Consider the following 19,858-nt stretch of genomic DNA (forward strand, 5'->3'; position numbering starts at 1 on the left):
CCTTCTTGAAAATCCTGCAGTCCCTTGCGAAATTCTGCGCTGTGCTGGCGGGAGTTCTGCTCACGGTGATCACGCTCATGACCTGTGCCAGCCTGATCGGGCGCAACCTGCTGGGCGCGACCCTCGTCGGCGACTTCGAACTCACCGGTGTGGTCACCGGGGCCGCGATCGCGCTATTCATGCCCCTTTGCCAGATCAAACGCGGCAACATCATCGTCGACTTCTTCACCGCCAAACTGGGCGAAACCTCGAACGACAGGCTGGACCGTTTCGGTGCGTTGCTGTTGGGCCTGGTGTTTGCCCTGTTGGCCTGGCGCACGGTGCTGGGCGGCCTCAATTCCTACAACACGCACTCTGAAACCCAGATCCTGGGCTTTCCCGAATGGACGGTGTATGCCGCCATGGTTCCGCCCTTTGTGCTGACCTGCGTGATCGGTTTGTACCAATCCGCGTTCGGCTTCGGCGACACCCATGCACCGCACAATCCGCTGGACGAGCTGGAGGCACACGTATGAGCTCCATCACGCTCGCCCTGGTTATTTTCGGCATCATGCTGGCCTTCATGGCCGTGCGCGTGCCTATCGCAGTTGCCATGTTTGCCGCGGGCGCCATCGGTTACGTGATGCAGACCGGCTGGGGGCCGTTTTCCAGCTTCCTCAACACCCAGGCCTTCGCGCGCTTTGCCAGCTACGACCTGTCGGTGATTCCGCTCTTCATCCTGATGGGGCATTTCGCGACGCAGGGCGGTATCAGCCGCGCGCTATTCGGATTCGCGGCGGGTGTAATGGGTCGATTCAAAGGCGGTCTGGCCATGGCGTCCATCCTGGCTTGTGCGGCATTCGGCGCCATCTGCGGCTCCTCGGTGGCCACGGCCGCCACCATCACCGGCGTGGCACTGCCAGAGATGAAGCGCCACGGTTATTCAGGCCGGCTTGCCACGGGCACTCTGGCAGCCGGCGGCACCCTGGGCATCCTGATCCCCCCATCGGTGCCGCTGGTGATTTACGCCATCCTCACCGAGCAGAATATCGCCAAGCTGTTTGCGGCGGCCATGGTGCCGGGCATCATCGCGATGTTCGGCTACATGGTGGCCATTGCCATCTACGTGCGGCTGGTGCCCGGACAGGCGCCCGAGGTAGACAACGACAGGCCGCCGATGACGCTGGCCTCCGCGTTGGGCATACTGCCCATCGCCATCATCTTCCTGATTGTCTTCGGCGGTATTTACGGCGGCCTGTTCACGCCGACTGAAGGCGCCGCGGTGGGTGCCGCCGCCACTTTCGTAGCCGCCTTGCTCAAGCGCGAGATCACCTGGGCCAAATTCAAGCTGTGCTTTTATGCCACGGCGGAAAGCTCGGCCATGATCTTCCTGATCTTTATAGGTGCCGACCTCATGAACTCCGCCCTGGCCCTGACGCAGGTGCCTAACCAGCTCGCCGGCGTGGTTGGCGGCTGGGGACTGTCGCCGCTGATGGTTGTCACGGCCATCCTGCTGTTCTATGTCGTGCTGGGCGCGGTGATGGACGAGCTGTCCATGCTGCTGTTGACGATTCCTATCTTTTTCCCGATGGTGATGGGCCTGGATTTCGGCATGGCCAAGGAATCCACCGCGATCTGGTTCGGCATCATGGTGCTGATGACGGTCGGCTTTGGCATGCTGGCGCCGCCGGTGGGACTGAACGTCTATGTGGTCAATGGCCTGGCCAAAGACGTGCCTATCAGCGAAAGCTACAAAGGTGTCATGCCATTCCTCATCAGCGACACCATCCGCACCACCTTGCTGCTGCTGTTCCCGGGCATATCGCTGTGGCTGGTGAAATACATCAGCTAGGGTCTATGGCTAGGGCTTTCACCGCTTCTCAAACCCATCCGCTTGCCTTAAGTTAGTCAAATTGTTTATAGGAGACACGCCATGATTCAGCGACGAACCCTTCTCAAGACCAGCGCCGCCGCAGCCTTGGGCGCACCGGCGCTGTCGGGCCTGGCCCAGCAGGCCGTGACACTGAAGTTCCATACTTTCATGTCGCCCTCGTCCAATGTCTGGCTGGCCATGCACAAGCCCTGGATGGACAAGGTCGAAAAGGAATCCGGCGGCCGTATCAAGTTTGAAGGCTATCCGGCCATGCAGCTGGGCGGCACGCCGGTGCAGCTCTACGACCAGGCCAAGGACGGCGTGGTTGACGTGGTGTGGACATTGCCTGGCAACACGGCCGGCCGCTTCCCGCGCATCGAGGTGTTTGAATTGCCCTTCATGATGTCCAACGCCGAAGCAACTTCCAAGGCATTTTGGGAATACGTACAGACGGTTGCACCGGACGAATTCAAGGACACCCAGGTGCTGGCGCTGCAGGTGCACGGTCCCGGCGTGATCCACACGGTCGACAAGCCCGTCAAGTCGATTGCCGACATGCGCGGCCTCAAGCTGCGCGCGCCAACCCGCCAGGTCACCAAGCTCATGGGCGTGCTGGGCGCCACGCCTGTGGGCATGCCGCTGCCGCAGATTCCCGATGCACTGAGCAAGGGCACCATCACAGGCTGCGTGATTCCGTGGGAAGTGGTGCCTTCGGTAAAGGTCAACGAGCTCACCAAGTTCCATGCCGAGTTCGACCCCGCCGGCGGCAGCCTTTACACCACCACCTTTGTGATGGCCATGAACAAGGCGAAATACAACTCGCTCGCGCCCGACCTCAAGAAGGTCATCGACAACAACTCCGGCATGGCCACCTCGGCCTGGCTGGGCAAGGTGCAGCAGGGCAACGACGTTCCCGGCCGCAAGACCGCCAGCGACCGCGGCAACACGATCTACACCGTGAGCGCGGCCGAAGCCCAGGAATTCCGCCGCAAATCACGCACGGTGGAGGTCGAGTGGGTGGAAGACATGAACAAGAAGGGCTTTGACGGCAAGAAACTGCTGGACACGGCACGTAGCCTGATCGAAAAGCACACCAAGACAACGAAAGCCTGATCAACAGGCCGCGCCAGATGCGCATCCATGAAACCGGGCTTATGTCCGGTTTTTTTATGCTTCACCTATGTTCTTGTGCCTTTTCGGCCTTCAGCCCAATGAATACGGGCGCAACCAGCTCCTGATTTGATAGCGCGCCGCACCCAGGCAAAACCTGCACGACAGCCGGGTTACTGCAACTGCGGCGTCACTCATGGCGCGCCTGCATAAGAATCCACCCGGCACCCGTATGACGGGTGAGTCCGGTCCATCATTCCGTTTACCCCAAGGAAGTTCTTTCATGTCACGCATTTTGAAAACCCTGGCTGCCACCGTCCTGGCATCAAGCCTGAGCGCTTCTTTCACCCTGCCCGCTTTTGCGGCCGGCCCCATGGCCAAGACCCAGGCGCCCGGCTACTACCGCGTCATGCTGGGCGATTTTGAAGTCACCGCCCTGTCGGACGGTACCGTCAAGCTGCCCGTGAAAGACCTGCTCACCAACACAACGCCGGCGAAAGTCGGCGCGGCACTGAAGCGTTCATTTTTACCTGACGCAGTCGAGACATCAGTCAATGCCTACCTCATCAACACCGGCAGCAAGCTGGTGCTGATCGACACGGGTGCGTCCGGCCTCTTCGGCCCGACACTGGGCAGCCTGCACGCCAACCTCAAAGCCGCCGGCTACCAGCCCGAGCAGGTCGACGAGATTTACATCACCCACATGCACCCCGACCACGTGGGTGGCCTGGTGGTGAACGGCGCCATGGCGTTTCCGAATGCCGTGGTGCGTGTGGACAAGGCGGACGCCGACTTCTGGCTGGATGAAGCCAAAATGAACGCAGCGCCCAAGGAATCCCAGGGCTTTTTCCAGGGCGCCATGGCGTCCATCAAGCCCTATGCCTCGGCCGGCAAGCTCAAGACCTTTGAAGGCGCGACCGAGCTCGTGCCTGGCGTGAAGGCGCAACCCACGCACGGCCACACCGCCGGCCACAACGTCTACGTGGTGGAAAGCAAGGGCGAAAAGCTGATGCTATGGGGCGACCTGATGCATGTGGCGGCAGTCCAGTTCGACAACCCGGAGGTCACCATCAAGTTTGACTCTGAGTCGCCCCCAGCCGCCAAAGAGCGCGCCAAAGCCTACGCCGATGCCGCGAAAAACGGCTATCTGGTCGGCGCGGCGCATATCGCCTTCCCCGGCCTGGGCCACGTGCGCAAGGGCGCGGGCAAGGCTTACACCTGGGTACCAGTGAATTACTCGTCGCTGAAATAAGAAAATAAACAAAATACGCGTTAAGCCCAATAAAAACGGGCGCGAGCAGCTACTTTTTTGATAGCACGGCAGCAAGCCTGCCGTGCGCCCCGGCAGGCCTGGGCGGGCGCAAAGCCGCTACACTCATCCGATGCAACGTCCGCCCCTGAATCACTGCCGCGTCTGCGGAACCGCCGTGGCTTACCGCTTGCCGGATGACGGTGATACGAAAGAGCGGGCCGTCTGCCCGGCCTGCCACACGGTTCACTACGAAAACCCGCTCAATGTTGTCGGCACCGTGCCCAGCTGGGGCGAGGACGGCGCGCAAGTGCTGCTCTGCAAACGCAATATCGAGCCGCGCCGGGGCAAGTGGACCTTGCCCGCCGGCTTCATGGAACTGGGCGAAACCACTTCGCAGGGCGCAGCCCGTGAAACCGATGAGGAAGCCGGCGCCCAATACGAGATGCTGGGCCTTTTTACGGTCATGAACGTGGTGCGCGTCGGGCAGGTGCACATGTATTACCGGGCTCGGCTTTTGAGCACCGAATTCAATCCAGGCCATGAGACCATGGAGGCCAAACTGTTCACCGAGGCCGAAATTCCCTGGGACGAAATTGCATTCAAGACGGTCAAGCAGACACTGGAGCAGTACTTCGAAGACCGCCGCAAGGGTGCTTACGGCATCCATTCGTTTGATATCGAATGAAGGCCTTCAAGCCCTTGCCGGCCGTTACATTCTGCAGGCAGGGCGCCCGGTAGAATTTCTCTGTATCCGGCTGGTTCTCACCGCGGATTTCCCGCCCCTTCATCGGCCTTCCGGCAGTCTCTTTTTCTAACCTCTTCCCCGGATTTCATGTTCAATACCGCAATTTTTTTCCGCATTGCCGACGATTTTGTGCTTCCTCCGCTGGACGTGCTTGAGGAAATTTTCCAGTCACACCGTTTCGTTCCCTGCGGCGCAACAGAGCCTGAATCCAGTGGCTGGGTGCCGCCGCGCGGTAACAAAAGCACCGTACTGCTCGAAAGCGTGGGCCGCCAGTTAATCGCTCGCCTCTGCACCGAGCGCCGCCCCGTGCCTTCGTCCGCCATCAAGGCCGCGGTGGAAGAACGCATCGAGAAATACAAGGAAGAAACCGGCCGTGAGCGTGTGGGCGCCAAGATCAAGAAGGAGTTCAAGCAGGAAGTCATGCTGGACCTGCTGCCGCGCGCCTTCACCAAACGCTCGACCACCACCCTCTGGATCGACGTGGTCAACAAATTCCTGGTGGTTGACTCCGGCAACCTCACGGGCGCTGACAAGATCGTGAGTTACCTCGTGGAAGCGTTGAGCGAAGTGCCGGGTGCCCTGCCCGGCCTGAAAGCCAGCCCCATCCAGACGCAGATGTCGGCCGCTGCTGCCATGTCGCATTGGCTGTCGACGCGCGAAGCGCCCTACAACTTCACGGTAGACCGCGACTGCGAGCTCAAGACGCCGGACGACCAGAAATCCACGGTGCGCTACTCGCGCCACACGCTGGAGATCGACGAAGTGGCCCAGCACATTGCCGCCGGCAAACTGCCCACACAGCTGGCGATGACGTGGAACGAGCGCGTGTCTTTTGTGCTGACGGAAACCGCGCAGCTGAAAAAACTCAAGCTGCTCGATGTGGTGCTGGACGGCGTTCAGGAAAGCGGCAAGGACGACGACGGCTTTGACAGCGATGCGGCCATCATTACCGGCGAGCTGTCTTCGCTGATTCCGGACATGCTGGAGGCATTGGGTGGGGAACTCGCTGAGGGAGAAGTCACACCGCACCCGGCCACCTCGCCTGCTGCCGACCCGGTGCCAGAACCCGCGTAGCAAATACGGAGACAGGTCATGCCCCAACACATCGGTATCGTCGGCTGCTCCGCCGAAGGCGCTGCGCTCTGTTATCAAACCATTTGTGTGGAAGGCGCCAAGGCCCTGGGGCCACATGCCCATCCTGAAGTGTCGATGCATACGCCGTCGCTTTCCGACTACATGGCACGCATTTACCACAATGACTGGAATGGCGTGGGCGACATCATGCTCGCCTCCGCGCACAAGCTCGCAAAGGCCGGAGCTGACTTTCTTATCTGCCCGGACAACACCATTCACCAGGCTTTTGCTTATGTGCAGGAACGATCCCCCCTGCCCTGGCTTCATATTGCGGAAGTCGTTGCCGAAGAAGCGGCCAGGCGCGGGTTCCGGCGCATCGGCATCACCGGCACACGATGGCTCATCGATAGCGAGGTCTATCCCAACAAGCTCGCGGCGCGCGGACTGGAATACCTGCGGCCCGAGGATACGGAGCGCGACGAAATCAATCGCATCATCATGGACGAGCTGGTGTGCGGTGTCTTCAAGCCGGAAGCGATCGGGTATTTTCAGAAAGTCATTGACCGGATGAAAAGCAACGGCTGTGATGCCGTCGTCCTGGGCTGCACGGAAATTCCCCTGATCATGAGCGATTCCAATTCGCCCCTGCCGGCTCTGGACTCCACACGCCTGTTGGCGCGTGCGGCGCTTGTCAGGGCGACACAGGGCCGCGCGGCTTTCGCCTGATTGAAAAGATTCAGTGCTGGCCCGGCGTAGCCCGGAGCCGTGAAACGGTTGCCGGCAAGTCCTGCCAGGCCGGTTCCGAGGGCGCATAGCGGCCGCGCATATACGCAGCCAGCGCTGCAACCTGGGCATCATCCAGGCTGTGGCGAAAAGCCGGCATGAAACCGATGTCTTTGCTCACCGGTGACTGAATTCCCTCAAGGATCACCCGCACCAGGTTGTCGGGCCGCTCGCTGTGCAGCTTGCTGTTAAGGGCCAGCGGCACGTTCACCCCCAGCAGTCGCGGGCCGTCGCCATCGTGATGACACGATGCGCAAGCGCCACTGAACAGGCGCTGGCCAGGGCCCGGCAAGCTGAAAGCCGATTGCCGGGCGGACAAGACGACCAGTTCTTTGCGCTGGATGCTTTCGGTGTCAGCGATTGGCTCATTAAAGGCCGCCAGGTAAGTCGCCATTGCCTGAATATCTTCCTCTGGCAACGCGGCCAGTTGCTTGATCACAGGGGCCATCGGGCCCGCTGCGATGCCGTGTTGTGCTGAGTAGCCACTGCGCAAGTAGCGGTACAGCTCCGCAGAGGTCCATGGCACAGGCGCCCGAGACAGCGCTGTCAGTGCCGGGGCATCCCATCCGTCCACTACAGACCCGCTTAAAAAGGCTTTTCCGCTACGTTCAGCGCCTGCGGCATTGCGTGGCGTGTGGCAGGCGCCGCAATGGCCGAGGCCGTTAACCAGGTAGGCACCACGATTCCATTCGGCAGTCTGCGCCGGGTCGGCACGGTAAGGTGCCGGGTCATGAAACAGCGCGTTCCACCCGGCCATCAACGGCCGCACACTGAAGGGAAAGGCCAGCCGCGTGGCCGGTGGTTCTGATCGCACGGGAGGCTGGGCCATCAGGTAGGCATACAGCGCGGTCAGGTCTTCATCGCTGATCTTGGCGAACGCGGTATAGGGAAACGCGGGATACAAATAGTGGCCATCGCGGGAAATTCCTTCGCGCATGGCCCGCTGGAAAGCGCTGAAGGACCACAAGCCTATGCCGGTGTCCGCATCCGGCGTGAGGTTGGTGGTGACGATCTTTCCGAAAGGCGTATCCATGGCCCTGCCACCGGCGTTGGGGATGCCACCGGGTGCTGTATGGCACACCACACAATCGCCCGCGGCCGCGAGCTGCCGGCCGCGTTCCAGCGTTGCGGCGGTATACACGGATGCGCCGCTTTGCATAACCGGCGCGATGACCGACCGGCCGCCTGCCAGCGCCCACGCGATGCCCACAACGCCCGCTAGCAAGGCACCTGCGCGGGACCACCAGGCCATGCCTTTCGGCCATGCCGCGCCCTCAGGTACGGGATTGGGCAACCGGGCCGGAGCTGCCGGGGCGGCCGGCTCGGCCGCGAGCCCTGAATTGAGCGCGGCACGCACCACTTCCGGCGTGAAAGGCGGCTGGCGAAAACGCACGCCGGTGGCATCAAAAATGGCGTTGGCGATGGCTGCCGTACCCGGCACCGAAGACGACTCTCCGGCGCCAAGCGGTGGCTCACCGGGGCGCGCCATGGTCACGACCTCAATCACCGGCACGTCCCTGAAGTTCAGGATGGGATAGCTTCCCCACTCCAGGCTGGTCACCTGATTTGTTTTAGGCGACACCGTGACCTGCTCCGTGAGTGCACGGCTGGTCGTCTGCACCACGTTGCCATGGATCTGGTGCTGAACCCCGGCGGGGTTGATCAGCGTGCCGGCGTCATGCCCCACCACCACGCGCCGGACATGCACTTCGCCCGTCTTGCGATTCACTTCGACGTCAGCCACCCAGGCCGCCCACGCCGCGCCAAACCCCGGCCATTTGCTGTGCATGTAACGGGCATACGCAAAGCCCTGGCCACGCACGACGTCTTGTGGATCACCAGGCGCTGTTGGCTGCTGCTGCGGTGTCGTATGCGCCATCCAGCCGGCGCGCTCGGCCGTGGCGCGCACCAGCTCGGCAGCGCGCGGCTCTTTCAGGTACTGCAGGCGAAACTCCACCGGATCGACACCTGCTGCTGTTGCCAGCTCGTCGATGTAGGACTCATGCGCAAATGAATTGGGCAGTGCCGAAACACCGCGCAACCATGACGCCCGCAACAGCGGCGCCATGTCATTGACGGCGATGCGCATATTGGCGTAGTCGTAGGGCGGCCGGGCGGTACGGTCGCCCATTTCATAGGCTTGCGCGACCGGTTCGATGGTGCGCGTGAGCAAAAGCGCCAAAGTAGGAGCGCCGTTTGAAGGGTATGAGGTCTGGAAGTCATACGCAGCAACCGACCCGTCGGCATTCAGACCACCGTTCACCTGCATGAGCTGGGCTGCGCCTTTGGGTTCCCAAGCGTTTTCCTGCTCACGCGTCAGTTGTACACGCACGGGGCAGCCCGTGGCACGTGACAGCAGCGCGGCGTCTGCCGCCACGTCGTCGGCGCAGTTTCGCCCGTAGCAGCCCGCCGCCTCCATGCGGATCACGTCGATGGCGACATCGGCCAGACCGGTCAGGCGGGACAGGTCAGCCCGCAGCACGTGGGGGTTTTGGGTTCCTGCCCATACCGTCAGGCGCTCCTGCTTCCAGTCTGCCACGGCGCACGAGGGCCCAAGGGAGCCGTGCATCTGATAGGGCCAGACGTAGTTGCGCGCCAGGGCTTGCGCCGCGCCCGCCATCGCGACATCGACGTTGCCATCATCGACAAGCCTGCGCTGCGTGGCCGGGTTGTTGCAGATCGCCTGCTCGAGGTCATCCAGATTGGCGAGGCCAGGCCAGGGCTTCCAGCTGACACGCAATTCACGCAGCGCCTGTTCGGCGTGCTCTTCCCGCTCTGCGACGATGCCGACAAAGTCGCGGATCACCACCACCGCGCGAATGCCCGGAATGTGGGCAATCGATGATTCGTCCACCGATTCCAGCGTATTGCCGATGAAGTCGCCGTGGTCAGCCCCGGCATAAGGCGGGCGCACGACGCGGCCGTGCAGCATGCCGGGCACCCGCATGTCGTGCACAAATGTCAGCGCGCCGGTGGCTTTGGCCGGGATGTCCAGGCGCGCCGCGCTGGTGCCCACCAGGCGGTAGTCGGCAGCATCCTTGACGGGAGTGCCCGGCTCCAGCGAGAGATGTGCATGCTCATTGGCCAGCAAAGCGCCATACGTTACCGATTTATCTTCCTGCCCCACCACCGAAACCACGCCGTCGCGCACGACGAGCAAGGAAGGGTCTACCTGCAGTATGCCGGCTGCACGCGTCACCAGCCACGCGCGTGCTTGCGCCGCCGCGGCCCGCAAAGGGACCGCATGAATCTGGATGGATGCGCTGGCAATCGTCGCACCCTGGTTGGGCGCGCGTGTGGTGTCTCCCAGAACCATATTGACCTGCCCGAGCGCAACGTCCAGCTCTTCCGCCACGATCTGCGCCAGGGCCGTCCGTATACCGGTGCCAAGGTCTACATGGCCGTTCAGGGCCGTCACGCTGCCGTCATCCCACACGGCAACCAGTATTTCAACGCCCTCTTGCGGATTGGCGCTGACCAGTGCAGGTTGTCCACGGGCGGGTGGAGGCGCGGGCGGCGGCTCGCGGGTCACCAGCAAGACGCCGCTGGCCGCATGAAAATCGGCGCGTGTCAGGGGCGCATCGGCGCGACGCGTCATGGCGAGTTACCCCGGACAAGGCTTTGGCGCGTCAGCTCCGCCGCACGCAGCACAGCCCTCACGATCTCCAGGTGCGTGCCGCATCGGCAGAGATTGCCGGACAGCTCACGGCGTATGTCATCCTCGCCCGGATCGGGATTTCGCGCCAGCAATGCGACGGTCATCATGATCATGCCGTTCAGGCAGTAGCCGCACTGGGCGGCCTGCTCTTCTATAAACGCTTGCTGGACCGGATGAAGGGCCCCCAGCGTACCCAGCCCTTCAAGGGTGGTGATTTCTCGCCCTGCCATCCCGGACGCAGGAATAACGCAGGAACGTGCCGCCATACCATCGACCAGCACGGTACATGCGCCGCACTCACCCAGGCCGCAGCCATATTTCGGGCCATTCAGCGCGAAATCGTTACGCAGCACCGTCAGCAGGCTGGCCTGCTCCGCAACAGGCAGCGTACGCTCCAGCTGGTTAACGGACAGTGTGACGGTGCAACCCATATCTACCGAACCAAAATGCTGATGCAGCAAGACCTACACACTGAGATAGGCACGGCGCACTTCTTCATTGGCAGCAAGATCCGCCATGGATCCTTCAAAACGGATTTGTCCTTTCTCCAATACATACGCCCTGTCGGACACCAGTTCGGCGAAATGCATGTTTTGCTCAGACAGAAGAATGCTGACGCCGTGGGCCTTCAGCTCGAGGATCATGTTGGCCATTTGCTCCACAATGACGGGCGCCACGCCTTCAGAGGGCTCGTCAAGCAGAACCAGATAGGGATTGCCCATCAAGGTCCTGGCCACTGTCAGCATTTGCTGCTCGCCACCACTCATGCGGCCGCCGGGACGCGTAGGCATCTCACCCAGGTTGGGAAACAGCTTGAAGAGGCGTTCCGGCGTCCACAAGGGGGCCTCACTGCCGTCGGGCCAGCGGCGCGGCGCCTGCCGCCCTACTTCCAGGTTTTCGGTCACTGTCAGGTCGGTAAATATCCGCCGGTCTTCCGGCACAAAGCCCAGGCCCATCCGGGCCGCATGGTGTGGTTCACTGCTGGAGATGTCTTTACCGAGAAAAGCCACACTGCCGCGACGCTTGTCGAGCATCCCGATCAGCGACTTCAACGTGGTTGATTTGCCGGCGCCGTTGCGCCCCATCAGGGCGACGACTTCGCCGCGCCCGACAGCAAGGTTGACGCCAAACAGTATTTGTGCCGCGCCGTACCAGGCCGACAGGTCTTTCGCCTCCAGCAGAATATTGTTGCCGTTGCCCATCACGCTGTTTCCTTTTCAATGGCCTTTTTCTCGAAGGTCTTGCCACTGCCGAAATAGACTTCCTGGACTTTGGGGTGGTCGCGAATATCCTGCGGCTTGCCTTCCGCAATCAACCGGCCGCGCGCCAGTACGATCATGCGGTCAGCATAGGCAAACACCACGTCCATGCTGTGCTCGGTAAAAAGCACCGCCATGCCCCGGTCAATGACCAGTTGTTTGGTCAGCGCCATCAGGTCGTTTCGCTCCCTGGGTGCCATGCCGGCTGTCGGCTCATCCATGAGCAGCAACTTGGGGTTGCTGGCCATGGCCATGGCCAATTCCACACGTTTGACATCTCCATATGCCAGCACGCTGCAAGGGCGGTCAGCCTGCCCCTTCATGTTGACCTGCTCAAGCAGCGCCATGGCCTCGTCGCGCTTGTAATCTGCGGCACGGCGCCACATGGAAAACAACTTCCTGTCCGCAGACAGCAGGGTCATCTGGACGTTCTCCACGACCGTCAGGGAAGAAAAGGTTTCGGCGATCTGGAATGTCCGGCTGACACCGCGGCGCCAGATCTCCCGGGGCGCCAGGCCGATCAGCTCCCGGGAGTCCAGCTGGATAGAGCCTGCATCTGCGCGCAGCTGACCATTGACCATGTTGAATGTGGTTGACTTCCCGGCACCATTAGGCCCGATCAAAGCCAGCAATTCACCTGCCGCCAGCTCGAAGTTCACGCCATCGACAGCCCTGACACCGCCAAAGGCTTTTCCCAATCCTGAGACCTTCAGCAAGCTCATGACTTTTCTCCCGCAGTACGGTACCTGGCAATCAGCTGTTTGGCGAAGCCAGCAATTCCCTGGGGGAACAGCAGGACAAGAACCAGGATGATGGCGCCGAGCATGGCTCGCCAATAGTCGGTGTTTCGCGCCACGGTATCGTGCAGCCATGTGAACGTGACGGCCCCCACGACGGGCCCCAAAAGCGTCTGGATACCGCCCAGCAAAACCATCACCAGACCGTCGATCGACTTGCTGACGTGCAAGCTTTCAGGAGAGATGCTGCCCTTGGAAAAGGCATAAAGCGCTCCGGCCAATCCGGCAAATGAGCCTGCAATCACAAACGCAACCCATTGCAGGCGTTTGACATTCATGCCGATGGCATCGGAGCGCAACACCGAGTCACGTGCCGCACGCATGCCATAGCCAAACGGTGAATACAGCATCCGGTGCATCAGCAAAACGCCCCCGGCCGCCAGGACAAGGGTGAGGTAATAATAAATACGTTTGTCCGCCAGCCACTCAGAGGGCCATACGCCGGTCAATCCGTTGCTGCCGCCGGTGAACACGTCCCATTGATAACAAATCGCCCAGGTAATTTGCGCAAAGGCCAGCGTCAGCATGGCGAGGTAAACACCGGACAACCTGACGCAGAACCAGCCATAGACAAAAGCGCCCAGTGCCGCCACGAGGGGTGCGACGACCAGCGCCAGCTCCATGGGCATGTTCAGGCTGCGCACCAGCAGCGCGGCACCATAGGCCCCAAGACCGAAGTAAGCGGCATGCCCGAACGAATGCATCCCGGCGGGCCCCATGATGAAATGCAGGCTGCAGGCAAACAGCACGGCAACCAGCAAGTCAATCAGTAACACGGTGACGTAAGGGGACTGCGCCGCCAGCACAGGCATCAAAGCCAGAAGTGCCAGCAGGCCCGCACAACCCCAGGCATAAAAGCGGTGCGGCCGGCGCAGCGGTTCTTCAGCCATGCCGGCATGCCGGCTGGGTGCCTGGGGCCTGCCGAACAACCCCCAGGGACGGGCCACCAGGACAACAGCCATCACCACGAACTCCACCACCAGCGTCAGCTTGGAAAAAGAGATGCTGATACCCGCAATCTCGACCAGCCCCAGCCAGATGCAAATGGCCTTGAGTTCGGCAATCAGCAGTGCCGCCACATAGGCACCCGGGATGGAGCCCATGCCCCCGACCACCACCACCACAAACGCAGCACCGATGATGTTGAGATCCATGTCCAGGTTGGCAGGCTCGCGCGGTAGCTGAAGCGCGCCGCCAAGGCCCGCCAGAAGTGCGCCCAATGCAAAAACGGCTGTGAACAACCACGCCTGGTTCACACCCAGCGCGCTGACCATTTCGCGGTCCTGGGTGGCAGCCCGGACCAGGGTGCCCCAGCGGGTTTTGGTGAGCAGAAGCCAAAGCAGGCCCAGGACAACAGGTCCCGCGACGATCAGGAAAAGATCATAGGAAGGAAACTGACGTCCCAGGATCGACACAGAGCCTGTCAGGCCGGGCGCTCGGGGGCCCAGCAACTCCTCGGCGCCCCAAAACCACAACACGCCGTCCTTGATCACCAGGCCCAGTGCAAAGGTAGCAAGCAACTGAAAGAGTTCCGGTGCACGGTAAATACGGCGCAGCAACAAGACCTCGACCAGACCGCCGAGAACACCAACAGCCAAAGCGGCAATCAGCAAGGCAGGCCAGAAACCCAGGGTATTGCCGAGAGCACTGACCAATGAATAGGCAACGTAGATGCCCACCATGAAAAAAGATCCATGGGCAAAGTTGACAATCCGCGTAACACCAAAGATCAACGACAAACCAGCTGCCACGAGAAACAGCGACGATGCGCCGGCCAGGCCATTAAGCAACTGCACGATAAAGCCTGAGAAGCTCATGAAAAAACCTTTTTTCTGCGGGATAGCATGGCCAGCAAGTGCACCGCGGACACCATTGGCATGACGGCGTCACCGGAACTGCCGGCAAACCGCCATGGACGCATACGCGAAGCGCGGTGTCTGCCGCCGTCAATACTTGCCCGGTCTAGTCGGCAGCGCGCATTTTTTTCACTTCGGCGTTGCTCGGCTGGACTTTTGAACCATCGATATATCGATAGTCGACCATCACGCCCTTGCCTCCTTCATTTTTTGTGCGGCCCACATAGGCACCCATGGTGGACTGGTGGTCTTCCGGGCGAAAAACCACGGGGCCAAAGGGTGTTGTCACGTTCAGGCCGCGGAAAGCGGTAATCAGCTTTTCCGTATCGGTTGATTTGGCTTTTTTCATGCCTTCAGCCAGGGATTTGATGGCGCTATAGCCGACTACGGAACCCAGGCGCGGATAGTCTTTGTACTTGCCGTGATAAGCAAGAAAGAAAGCCTTGTGTTCGGGTGTCTGGATGCCGTACCACGGATAGCCGGTAACCACCCAGCCGTTGGGCGTTTCTTCCTTGAGTGGATCGAGATATTCAGGCTCGCCCGTCAACAGGCTGACGGCTTCACGCCCCTGAAACAGGCCGCGGGTATTGCCTTCACGAACAAACTTCGAGAGGTCGGCACCAAAAAGAACATTGAAGATGGCATCCGGCTTGGCGTCCGCCATGGCCTGTACAACACTTCCTGAGTCGACCTTGCCCAATGGAGGCGCCTGCTCGGCCACGAACTCCACATCGGGTTGCGCGGCCTTCAACAAGGTCTTGAACGTTGCTGCGGCTGACTGCCCATATTCGTAGTTGGGGTACACCACCGCCCATCGTTTTTTCTTCATCGCGGCGGCTTCCGGGACCAGCATGGCAACCTGCATATAGGTGGAGGTCCGCAAGCGGAATGTGTAGCGATTGCCGTTTTGCCAGACGATTTTGTCTGTCAGAGGCTCAGCCGCCAGAAAGAAGAACTTCTTCTGCTTGGCAAAATCGGTCAGCGCCAGACCGATATTGGAAAGGAAGGAACCCGTCAGCACGTCGACTTTTTCGCGCGAAACAAGCTCTTCGGCCGCACGAACCGCATCACCCGGGTTTGCGTTGTCGTCCCGAATAATGAGCTGGACCTTTTTGCCGTTAATGCCTCCGCCGGCATTGATCTCTTCAACAGCCAGTTCCATACCTTTCTTGTACGGTTCCAGGAAAGCCGGTTGGGCCTTGTAGCTGTTGATTTCCCCTATTTTTATGACGCCTTGGGCATGCGCGTTCACGAATGAGCTCATCAGCCCGAGGAAAGCGATGGTGCTCAGCATTTTGTGGTGCAGCTTCATAAGTACTCCTGGTTGTCTTGAATCAGATGAATGGCCATGGTGAGTTATTGACGATGAACGATAGATGGGCAACCGGAGCTACCTTAACCCATCCTCCCCCTTGATTTCACTGGTTTGAAGCCCACCCACACGCGGCAGGGGCCGGCCGCTGTCTGTGACAACAACAGCAACCACAATTTCATTGGCCCGCGGGGCATCGGAAATCCGTGCCTCCATGGCATCAAAGTGACTGCGCACAAATGCTGCGTCCTTATGTCCGAGCGGCACGTCAATGGCGGTGCCAAGGCCACCGCGTTTTTTGCTTGAAGGCACCAGTGCCGCGCCTTTTTCCACCGCCAGGCGCAGCGGTGCGCCCAGTTTGGGATGCAGGATCGCGGCAGCATGCTCGAGCTCGCCTGCCTCACCCACGATGGCGGCCTTGCCGTAGCTATGGGCCTGAGCCGGCGAAATCCCGAGGGCCTGCACGCATTTTTGCCCCAGCAACCCACCAAGCTCCTCACCAATGTCCATCAGTGCGTCGAGTTTTTCCGCGTACACCCCGGAAAAAGGATTCTCGATCACGGCCATCGCCAACGCCCTCCGTGTCGGCGGAGTGACGGTTTTCCCCATCTCGATATGCGTTTCGTCGATCTGCACAACAATTTTTCGAATCATGGCTACCATAGTGTTTCCTTGTCTCAGTGCGTGCTAAGTATCTGGTGCATTGGCTTTAACGCAAACCATCCCATTTGGCGATGGCGCTGGCGGCCAGGCCGCCTACCCGGGCATGAATGCGCGGCCCTGTGCTCATGACCAGGATAAAAACAATTTCGTCCGGCAAGGGGGCGCCCGGCACACGCACCTCCATCGCATCAAAATGGCTACGGACATAACTGGCATTGATGTGCGTCAAGGGAACATCAAGCGCCGTACCCGGCGCACCCACCTTTTTTGTGGAAGGAACAATGGACAAGGCGTTACCGGGCTGCCCGGTTTTTTCCTCGGCCTGTCCACGGGCATAAGCGTTGCGATCACCTTTCCAGCCGAGCAGCTCACGCATCGCATAACCGCCAGGCACATGCCAGAGCGCACCATGCTCCAGTTCCCCGGCCGCGCCCACAATCGCTCCTTTTCCGTAACCCTCAATATGTTCGGCTGGCACATCCATCGCGGCGCGCAAACGCTTAGCCATCTGGATACCCACGGGCTGAAGCTGGTCCATCATCGGCAGGATGTTGGGCTCATACCGCCCTGCAAACGGGTTGGTCAGCACCGCGCCAACTGCACCGCGGAGCAGGGGCACCGGCGCTACCGGACCGAATTCATGCCGTATCTGTTCCACGTGCGTAAAAATACGCCGGATTTCAATCATGGTGTGGGGTCCATTCATCTCATTAAGCAAATACCGAACCAGCCGGCACCGCAGCACTGTGATTTTGCAATCGTTGCGGTGTTTTATCAGAGGTGGTCATCAGCTGGTTTTGACAAACCAGCGCGGCCGACCAGATCAATCCCGCCGCTTGCAGAGCCTGGGCGCGTTCAAGCCCGGCGCACAGTGCACGCCGAACCGTCTCCGCCTCCAGCAACGGCACGTCAACTGTCACCAGCATTTCGCCAAGGTCGGTGTCGTCCTTCAGGTCACAAGCTCTGCCCCGTTTGATCCGCACGTCGGCAACATCGACCGCATTCGCAATCATGGTGGCTGCGGCATCCGCTTGCGCGGCGGTACGCGCGAGGACCGTGACGCTGTCGGCAATACCCAGCGAAAAGCTTCGCCCCCTCCAACCACTGGTAGCGACGCCGCGAACTGGAAGCGCGCCGGAAACCTCGAATTGCCCGTCGATATGGACGCCCGCCAATACCTCGTTCACATCGAGGCGCGCCAGATCTGCATACAGGCCAATGCGCACCGATTGCGCAGGCATCAAATGCAGGGCAATGTCGCCGCCATTGTTGACCCAGGCGCGGTCTATCCCGCTAGTGGCATAACAGGCGACCAGCTCTTGCGCGACCGCACCTGCAACGGCCGCCATCGGGGTGATGAAATCACGCCGATAAGGGTGGCATGCATTCCACATGCGCCGGGCAATGCCCCCTTCCAGATGGCACTCATCCAGTACCGGCTGCCGCAGAAAATGAAGTTCCCCGACCAGCTCGCCGAGGATACTGCGGAAACGCTCCCATGCTTTGGCATGAGCGGCCTCAACCGCAGCCGGCCTTCCATGGGCCCCAATGACGATATCCATCGGCCCGTGCTGGAAATGCCAGCGCCCATCGGGAAGTTGCATGCGTTGAGGGTTCATGTGCAAGCGCCTCAGCCCAATAAGGGAGGACGCGCCAGAGGCCAGGGGTTGGCGGAAGGCAGCTTGGCCCATTCCAGGGCTACAGGTGCACCCTCGTTGTGCCAGGCACCGCGACGCAACACATCCTCCAGCGTGCGCACATAGTCCATGTGCCCGCCCAGCGCGCGATAGTCGTCAAGCTTCATGCTGAACTCAATGGGGGCCACGATGGCCGGCGTAGGAACGGTTCCGAAACTGTTGTCCGGCATACGCATGACATCGGCCATAACGGTGATTCCTCCACCGGGCCAGATGTAGGCAGGAGCCCCACCGCAGGTCACATTGACCAGGGAATTTTTGATGGCGCGCGTCAGCAAAACCGGATTTTCAGTGACGCCAGCCCGCAGGCTGCCGCCGGCTCCGGCAAGGAAAAGCACCGTCGCCAGCGAGGGCTCGCAGTTTTCACCGATACGCTCAACGACATGGCGTACTTCCGCCGGCATCTCTTGCTCCACGGGAACGAGTTCCTCATTGAGCACATACCAGCTTGCATGCTCACCGGTAGTGGATGTCATCAACAAGCGCAGGCCCGGCCAGGCGACGTTCCCGTCCCATGCCTCAATGATGGACAGGGGATCGGCGATATCCGTCCCACCCCAGCCCGTTCCGGGATTGGCCACCTGAAAATATCGACCCGGCGTGGACTTTCGTCCGCGCATGCGGATACCTGACGCACGCATATCGAGACAACGCCCCGCCTGATGCTCGGTCAGGACACCCGTAATGTGGTCATCGACCACCACCACCTCATCGAGCTTACCGAATAGCTGTTTCGCAAAAATCCCGATGGTGGCGGAACCACAACCTACACGCATACGTTGTTCCTCAATGCCGTTCACGACAGGTGCATGTCCTGCCTGAATCAGTATCTGGGAACCACCATCAATCGTGAACTCCACGGCCTGCTTGTTGCCGAGCGCCTGCATCATCTCGACCGTGACACGGCCCTCTTTCTTGCTGCCTCCCGTCAGGTGGTGCACCCCCCCCAGGGACAACATCTGCGAACCATACTCGGCCGTTGTCACATGCCCTATTACCTCTCCCTTGCAGCGCACATTGGCCTGCTCGGCACCCACGAAGCGGTCGGTATCTATCTTCACCTTGAAGCTGCAGTAGCTGAAGATGCCTTCCGTGACCACGGTGACCAGATCAACACCGGCCGCTTTCGACGAAACAATGAATGGCGCCGGCTTATAGTCGGGATAGGTCGTTGATGAACCCACACCCGTGACAAAGACTTCGTCAGCCAGCAGAAGATCGCCGCTCCACGAAACCGCTGGCGCACCATCCATGCAACCAGACAAATTCTCCGGCGCGGAAAGTCCGGCATCTGCGCGCGCCGCAAACGGCACAATATGCGCGCCCTCGCCCGACAGCGTGCGGCGCAACAGCAACACCGGGTCGACCCGGACAAGCATTCCGCCTTGGTTGGCATACCGATCGCAGGCTCCACTGCGACCCTCGGATATCTGACACAAGACTGGGCAGGCGTTGCACTCGATTTTCTCGCTGTTCATTCGCTCGTTTCGCGGCCGGGCTTTTTCCAAAACTTGCGGAAACGTCAGAGCGTCCATACCTGGCAGGCCGTCCGTCTTTGTATGTTCAGTCATCGTGCTCGTCCTTCCGCCGCCCTCACCATCCTGGGGCAAATTCACCAATGTAGTGCTCACTTAATTTACATGTTGCATTCACTACATGTAAGATTCAATGTAGCGCATACGGATTTCCCACGCAATAGTATTTACACGGCCGCCGTAAACTTATTCAAAAATTTCGTTCGCACTGAATTTAAATGTTGTGTTCACTACATTAGTGTGGCACATTCCCTCTGTAGCAGCG

Annotated in this window: 17 protein-coding genes; 7 read left to right on the top strand and 10 right to left on the bottom strand. The window is 60.5% G+C overall.

The features are described 5' to 3' along the window. The first annotated feature begins 5 nt into the window (after positions 1 to 5). The 7 genes from AC1D11_RS08300 (at position 6) to AC1D11_RS08330 (ending at position 6,759) form a co-directional block, all read left to right on the top strand. Positions 6 to 515, top strand: coding sequence for a TRAP transporter small permease (locus AC1D11_RS08300; protein WP_477646462.1), 510 nt, complete (start codon positions 6 to 8; stop codon positions 513 to 515). Then, complete coding sequence (locus AC1D11_RS08305) at positions 512 to 1,831, top strand: TRAP transporter large permease (RefSeq protein ID WP_477651067.1); 1,320 nt, start codon at positions 512 to 514, stop codon at positions 1,829 to 1,831. The genes AC1D11_RS08300 and AC1D11_RS08305 overlap by 4 nt, the downstream gene beginning before the upstream one ends. 81 nt (positions 1,832 to 1,912) lie before the next feature. Next, positions 1,913 to 2,965, top strand: coding sequence for a TRAP transporter substrate-binding protein (locus AC1D11_RS08310; protein ID WP_477646460.1), 1,053 nt, complete (start codon positions 1,913 to 1,915; stop codon positions 2,963 to 2,965). 280 nt (positions 2,966 to 3,245) lie between these two features. Further along, positions 3,246 to 4,214, top strand: a complete 969-nt coding sequence (locus tag AC1D11_RS08315) for an MBL fold metallo-hydrolase (RefSeq protein WP_477646459.1) — start codon at positions 3,246 to 3,248, stop codon at positions 4,212 to 4,214. Positions 4,215 to 4,344: 130 nt separating this feature from the next. Beyond that, positions 4,345 to 4,899: an NUDIX hydrolase gene (locus AC1D11_RS08320; protein ID WP_477646458.1), complete on the top strand. Its 555-nt coding sequence runs from the start codon at positions 4,345 to 4,347 to the stop codon at positions 4,897 to 4,899. A gap of 147 nt (positions 4,900 to 5,046) precedes the next feature. Further along, positions 5,047 to 6,033: a recombination-associated protein RdgC gene (locus AC1D11_RS08325; RefSeq protein WP_477646457.1), complete on the top strand. Its 987-nt coding sequence runs from the start codon at positions 5,047 to 5,049 to the stop codon at positions 6,031 to 6,033. An 18-nt stretch (positions 6,034 to 6,051) separates the two neighbouring features. Then, the gene (locus AC1D11_RS08330) at positions 6,052 to 6,759 is read left to right on the top strand and encodes an aspartate/glutamate racemase family protein (RefSeq protein WP_477646456.1); all 708 of its coding nucleotides are present in this window, start codon (positions 6,052 to 6,054) and stop codon (positions 6,757 to 6,759) included. Between the two features lie 10 nt (positions 6,760 to 6,769). On the opposite strand, the gene AC1D11_RS08335 is transcribed toward AC1D11_RS08330, so the two are convergent. The 10 genes from AC1D11_RS08335 to AC1D11_RS08380 all read right to left on the bottom strand — a co-directional run bounded on the left by AC1D11_RS08335 (position 6,770) and on the right by AC1D11_RS08380 (position 19,629). Continuing rightward, the gene (locus AC1D11_RS08335) at positions 6,770 to 10,414 is read right to left on the bottom strand and encodes a molybdopterin cofactor-binding domain-containing protein (protein ID WP_477646455.1); all 3,645 of its coding nucleotides are present in this window, start codon (positions 10,412 to 10,414) and stop codon (positions 6,770 to 6,772) included. Next, positions 10,411 to 10,905: a (2Fe-2S)-binding protein gene (locus tag AC1D11_RS08340; RefSeq protein WP_477646454.1), complete on the bottom strand. Its 495-nt coding sequence runs from the start codon at positions 10,903 to 10,905 to the stop codon at positions 10,411 to 10,413. The genes AC1D11_RS08335 and AC1D11_RS08340 overlap by 4 nt, the downstream gene beginning before the upstream one ends. Positions 10,906 to 10,938: 33 nt before the next feature. Then, complete coding sequence (locus tag AC1D11_RS08345; RefSeq protein ID WP_477646605.1) at positions 10,939 to 11,676, bottom strand: ABC transporter ATP-binding protein; 738 nt, start codon at positions 11,674 to 11,676, stop codon at positions 10,939 to 10,941. After that, positions 11,676 to 12,455 carry an ABC transporter ATP-binding protein gene (locus tag AC1D11_RS08350; RefSeq protein WP_477646453.1) on the bottom strand — a complete coding sequence of 260 codons (780 nt, stop codon included), beginning with the start codon at positions 12,453 to 12,455 and terminating at the stop codon, positions 11,676 to 11,678. The genes AC1D11_RS08345 and AC1D11_RS08350 overlap by 1 nt, the downstream gene beginning before the upstream one ends. Next, positions 12,452 to 14,347, bottom strand: a complete 1,896-nt coding sequence (locus tag AC1D11_RS08355; protein WP_477646452.1) for an ABC transporter permease — start codon at positions 14,345 to 14,347, stop codon at positions 12,452 to 12,454. The genes AC1D11_RS08350 and AC1D11_RS08355 overlap by 4 nt, the downstream gene beginning before the upstream one ends. 145 nt (positions 14,348 to 14,492) lie before the next feature. Further along, positions 14,493 to 15,680 (bottom strand): ABC transporter substrate-binding protein, encoded by a 1,188-nt coding sequence (locus tag AC1D11_RS08360; protein ID WP_477651095.1) that lies wholly within the window; start codon positions 15,678 to 15,680, stop codon positions 14,493 to 14,495. 96 nt (positions 15,681 to 15,776) lie between these two features. Beyond that, positions 15,777 to 16,361, bottom strand: a complete 585-nt coding sequence (locus tag AC1D11_RS08365) for an amino acid synthesis family protein (RefSeq protein WP_477651065.1) — start codon at positions 16,359 to 16,361, stop codon at positions 15,777 to 15,779. A 46-nt stretch (positions 16,362 to 16,407) separates the two neighbouring features. Next, positions 16,408 to 17,049: an amino acid synthesis family protein gene (locus AC1D11_RS08370; RefSeq protein ID WP_477646450.1), complete on the bottom strand. Its 642-nt coding sequence runs from the start codon at positions 17,047 to 17,049 to the stop codon at positions 16,408 to 16,410. Between the two features lie 22 nt (positions 17,050 to 17,071). Then, a complete protein-coding gene (locus AC1D11_RS08375) occupies positions 17,072 to 17,980 on the bottom strand; it encodes a UPF0280 family protein (RefSeq protein WP_477646449.1) in 909 nt (302 codons plus the stop codon). Positions 17,981 to 17,991: 11 nt separating this feature from the next. Then, a complete protein-coding gene (locus tag AC1D11_RS08380; RefSeq protein WP_477646448.1) occupies positions 17,992 to 19,629 on the bottom strand; it encodes a 6-hydroxynicotinate reductase in 1,638 nt (545 codons plus the stop codon). Positions 19,630 to 19,858: the final 229 nt, after the last annotated feature.

Source organism: Polaromonas sp. P1_E11 (assembly GCF_056405995.1).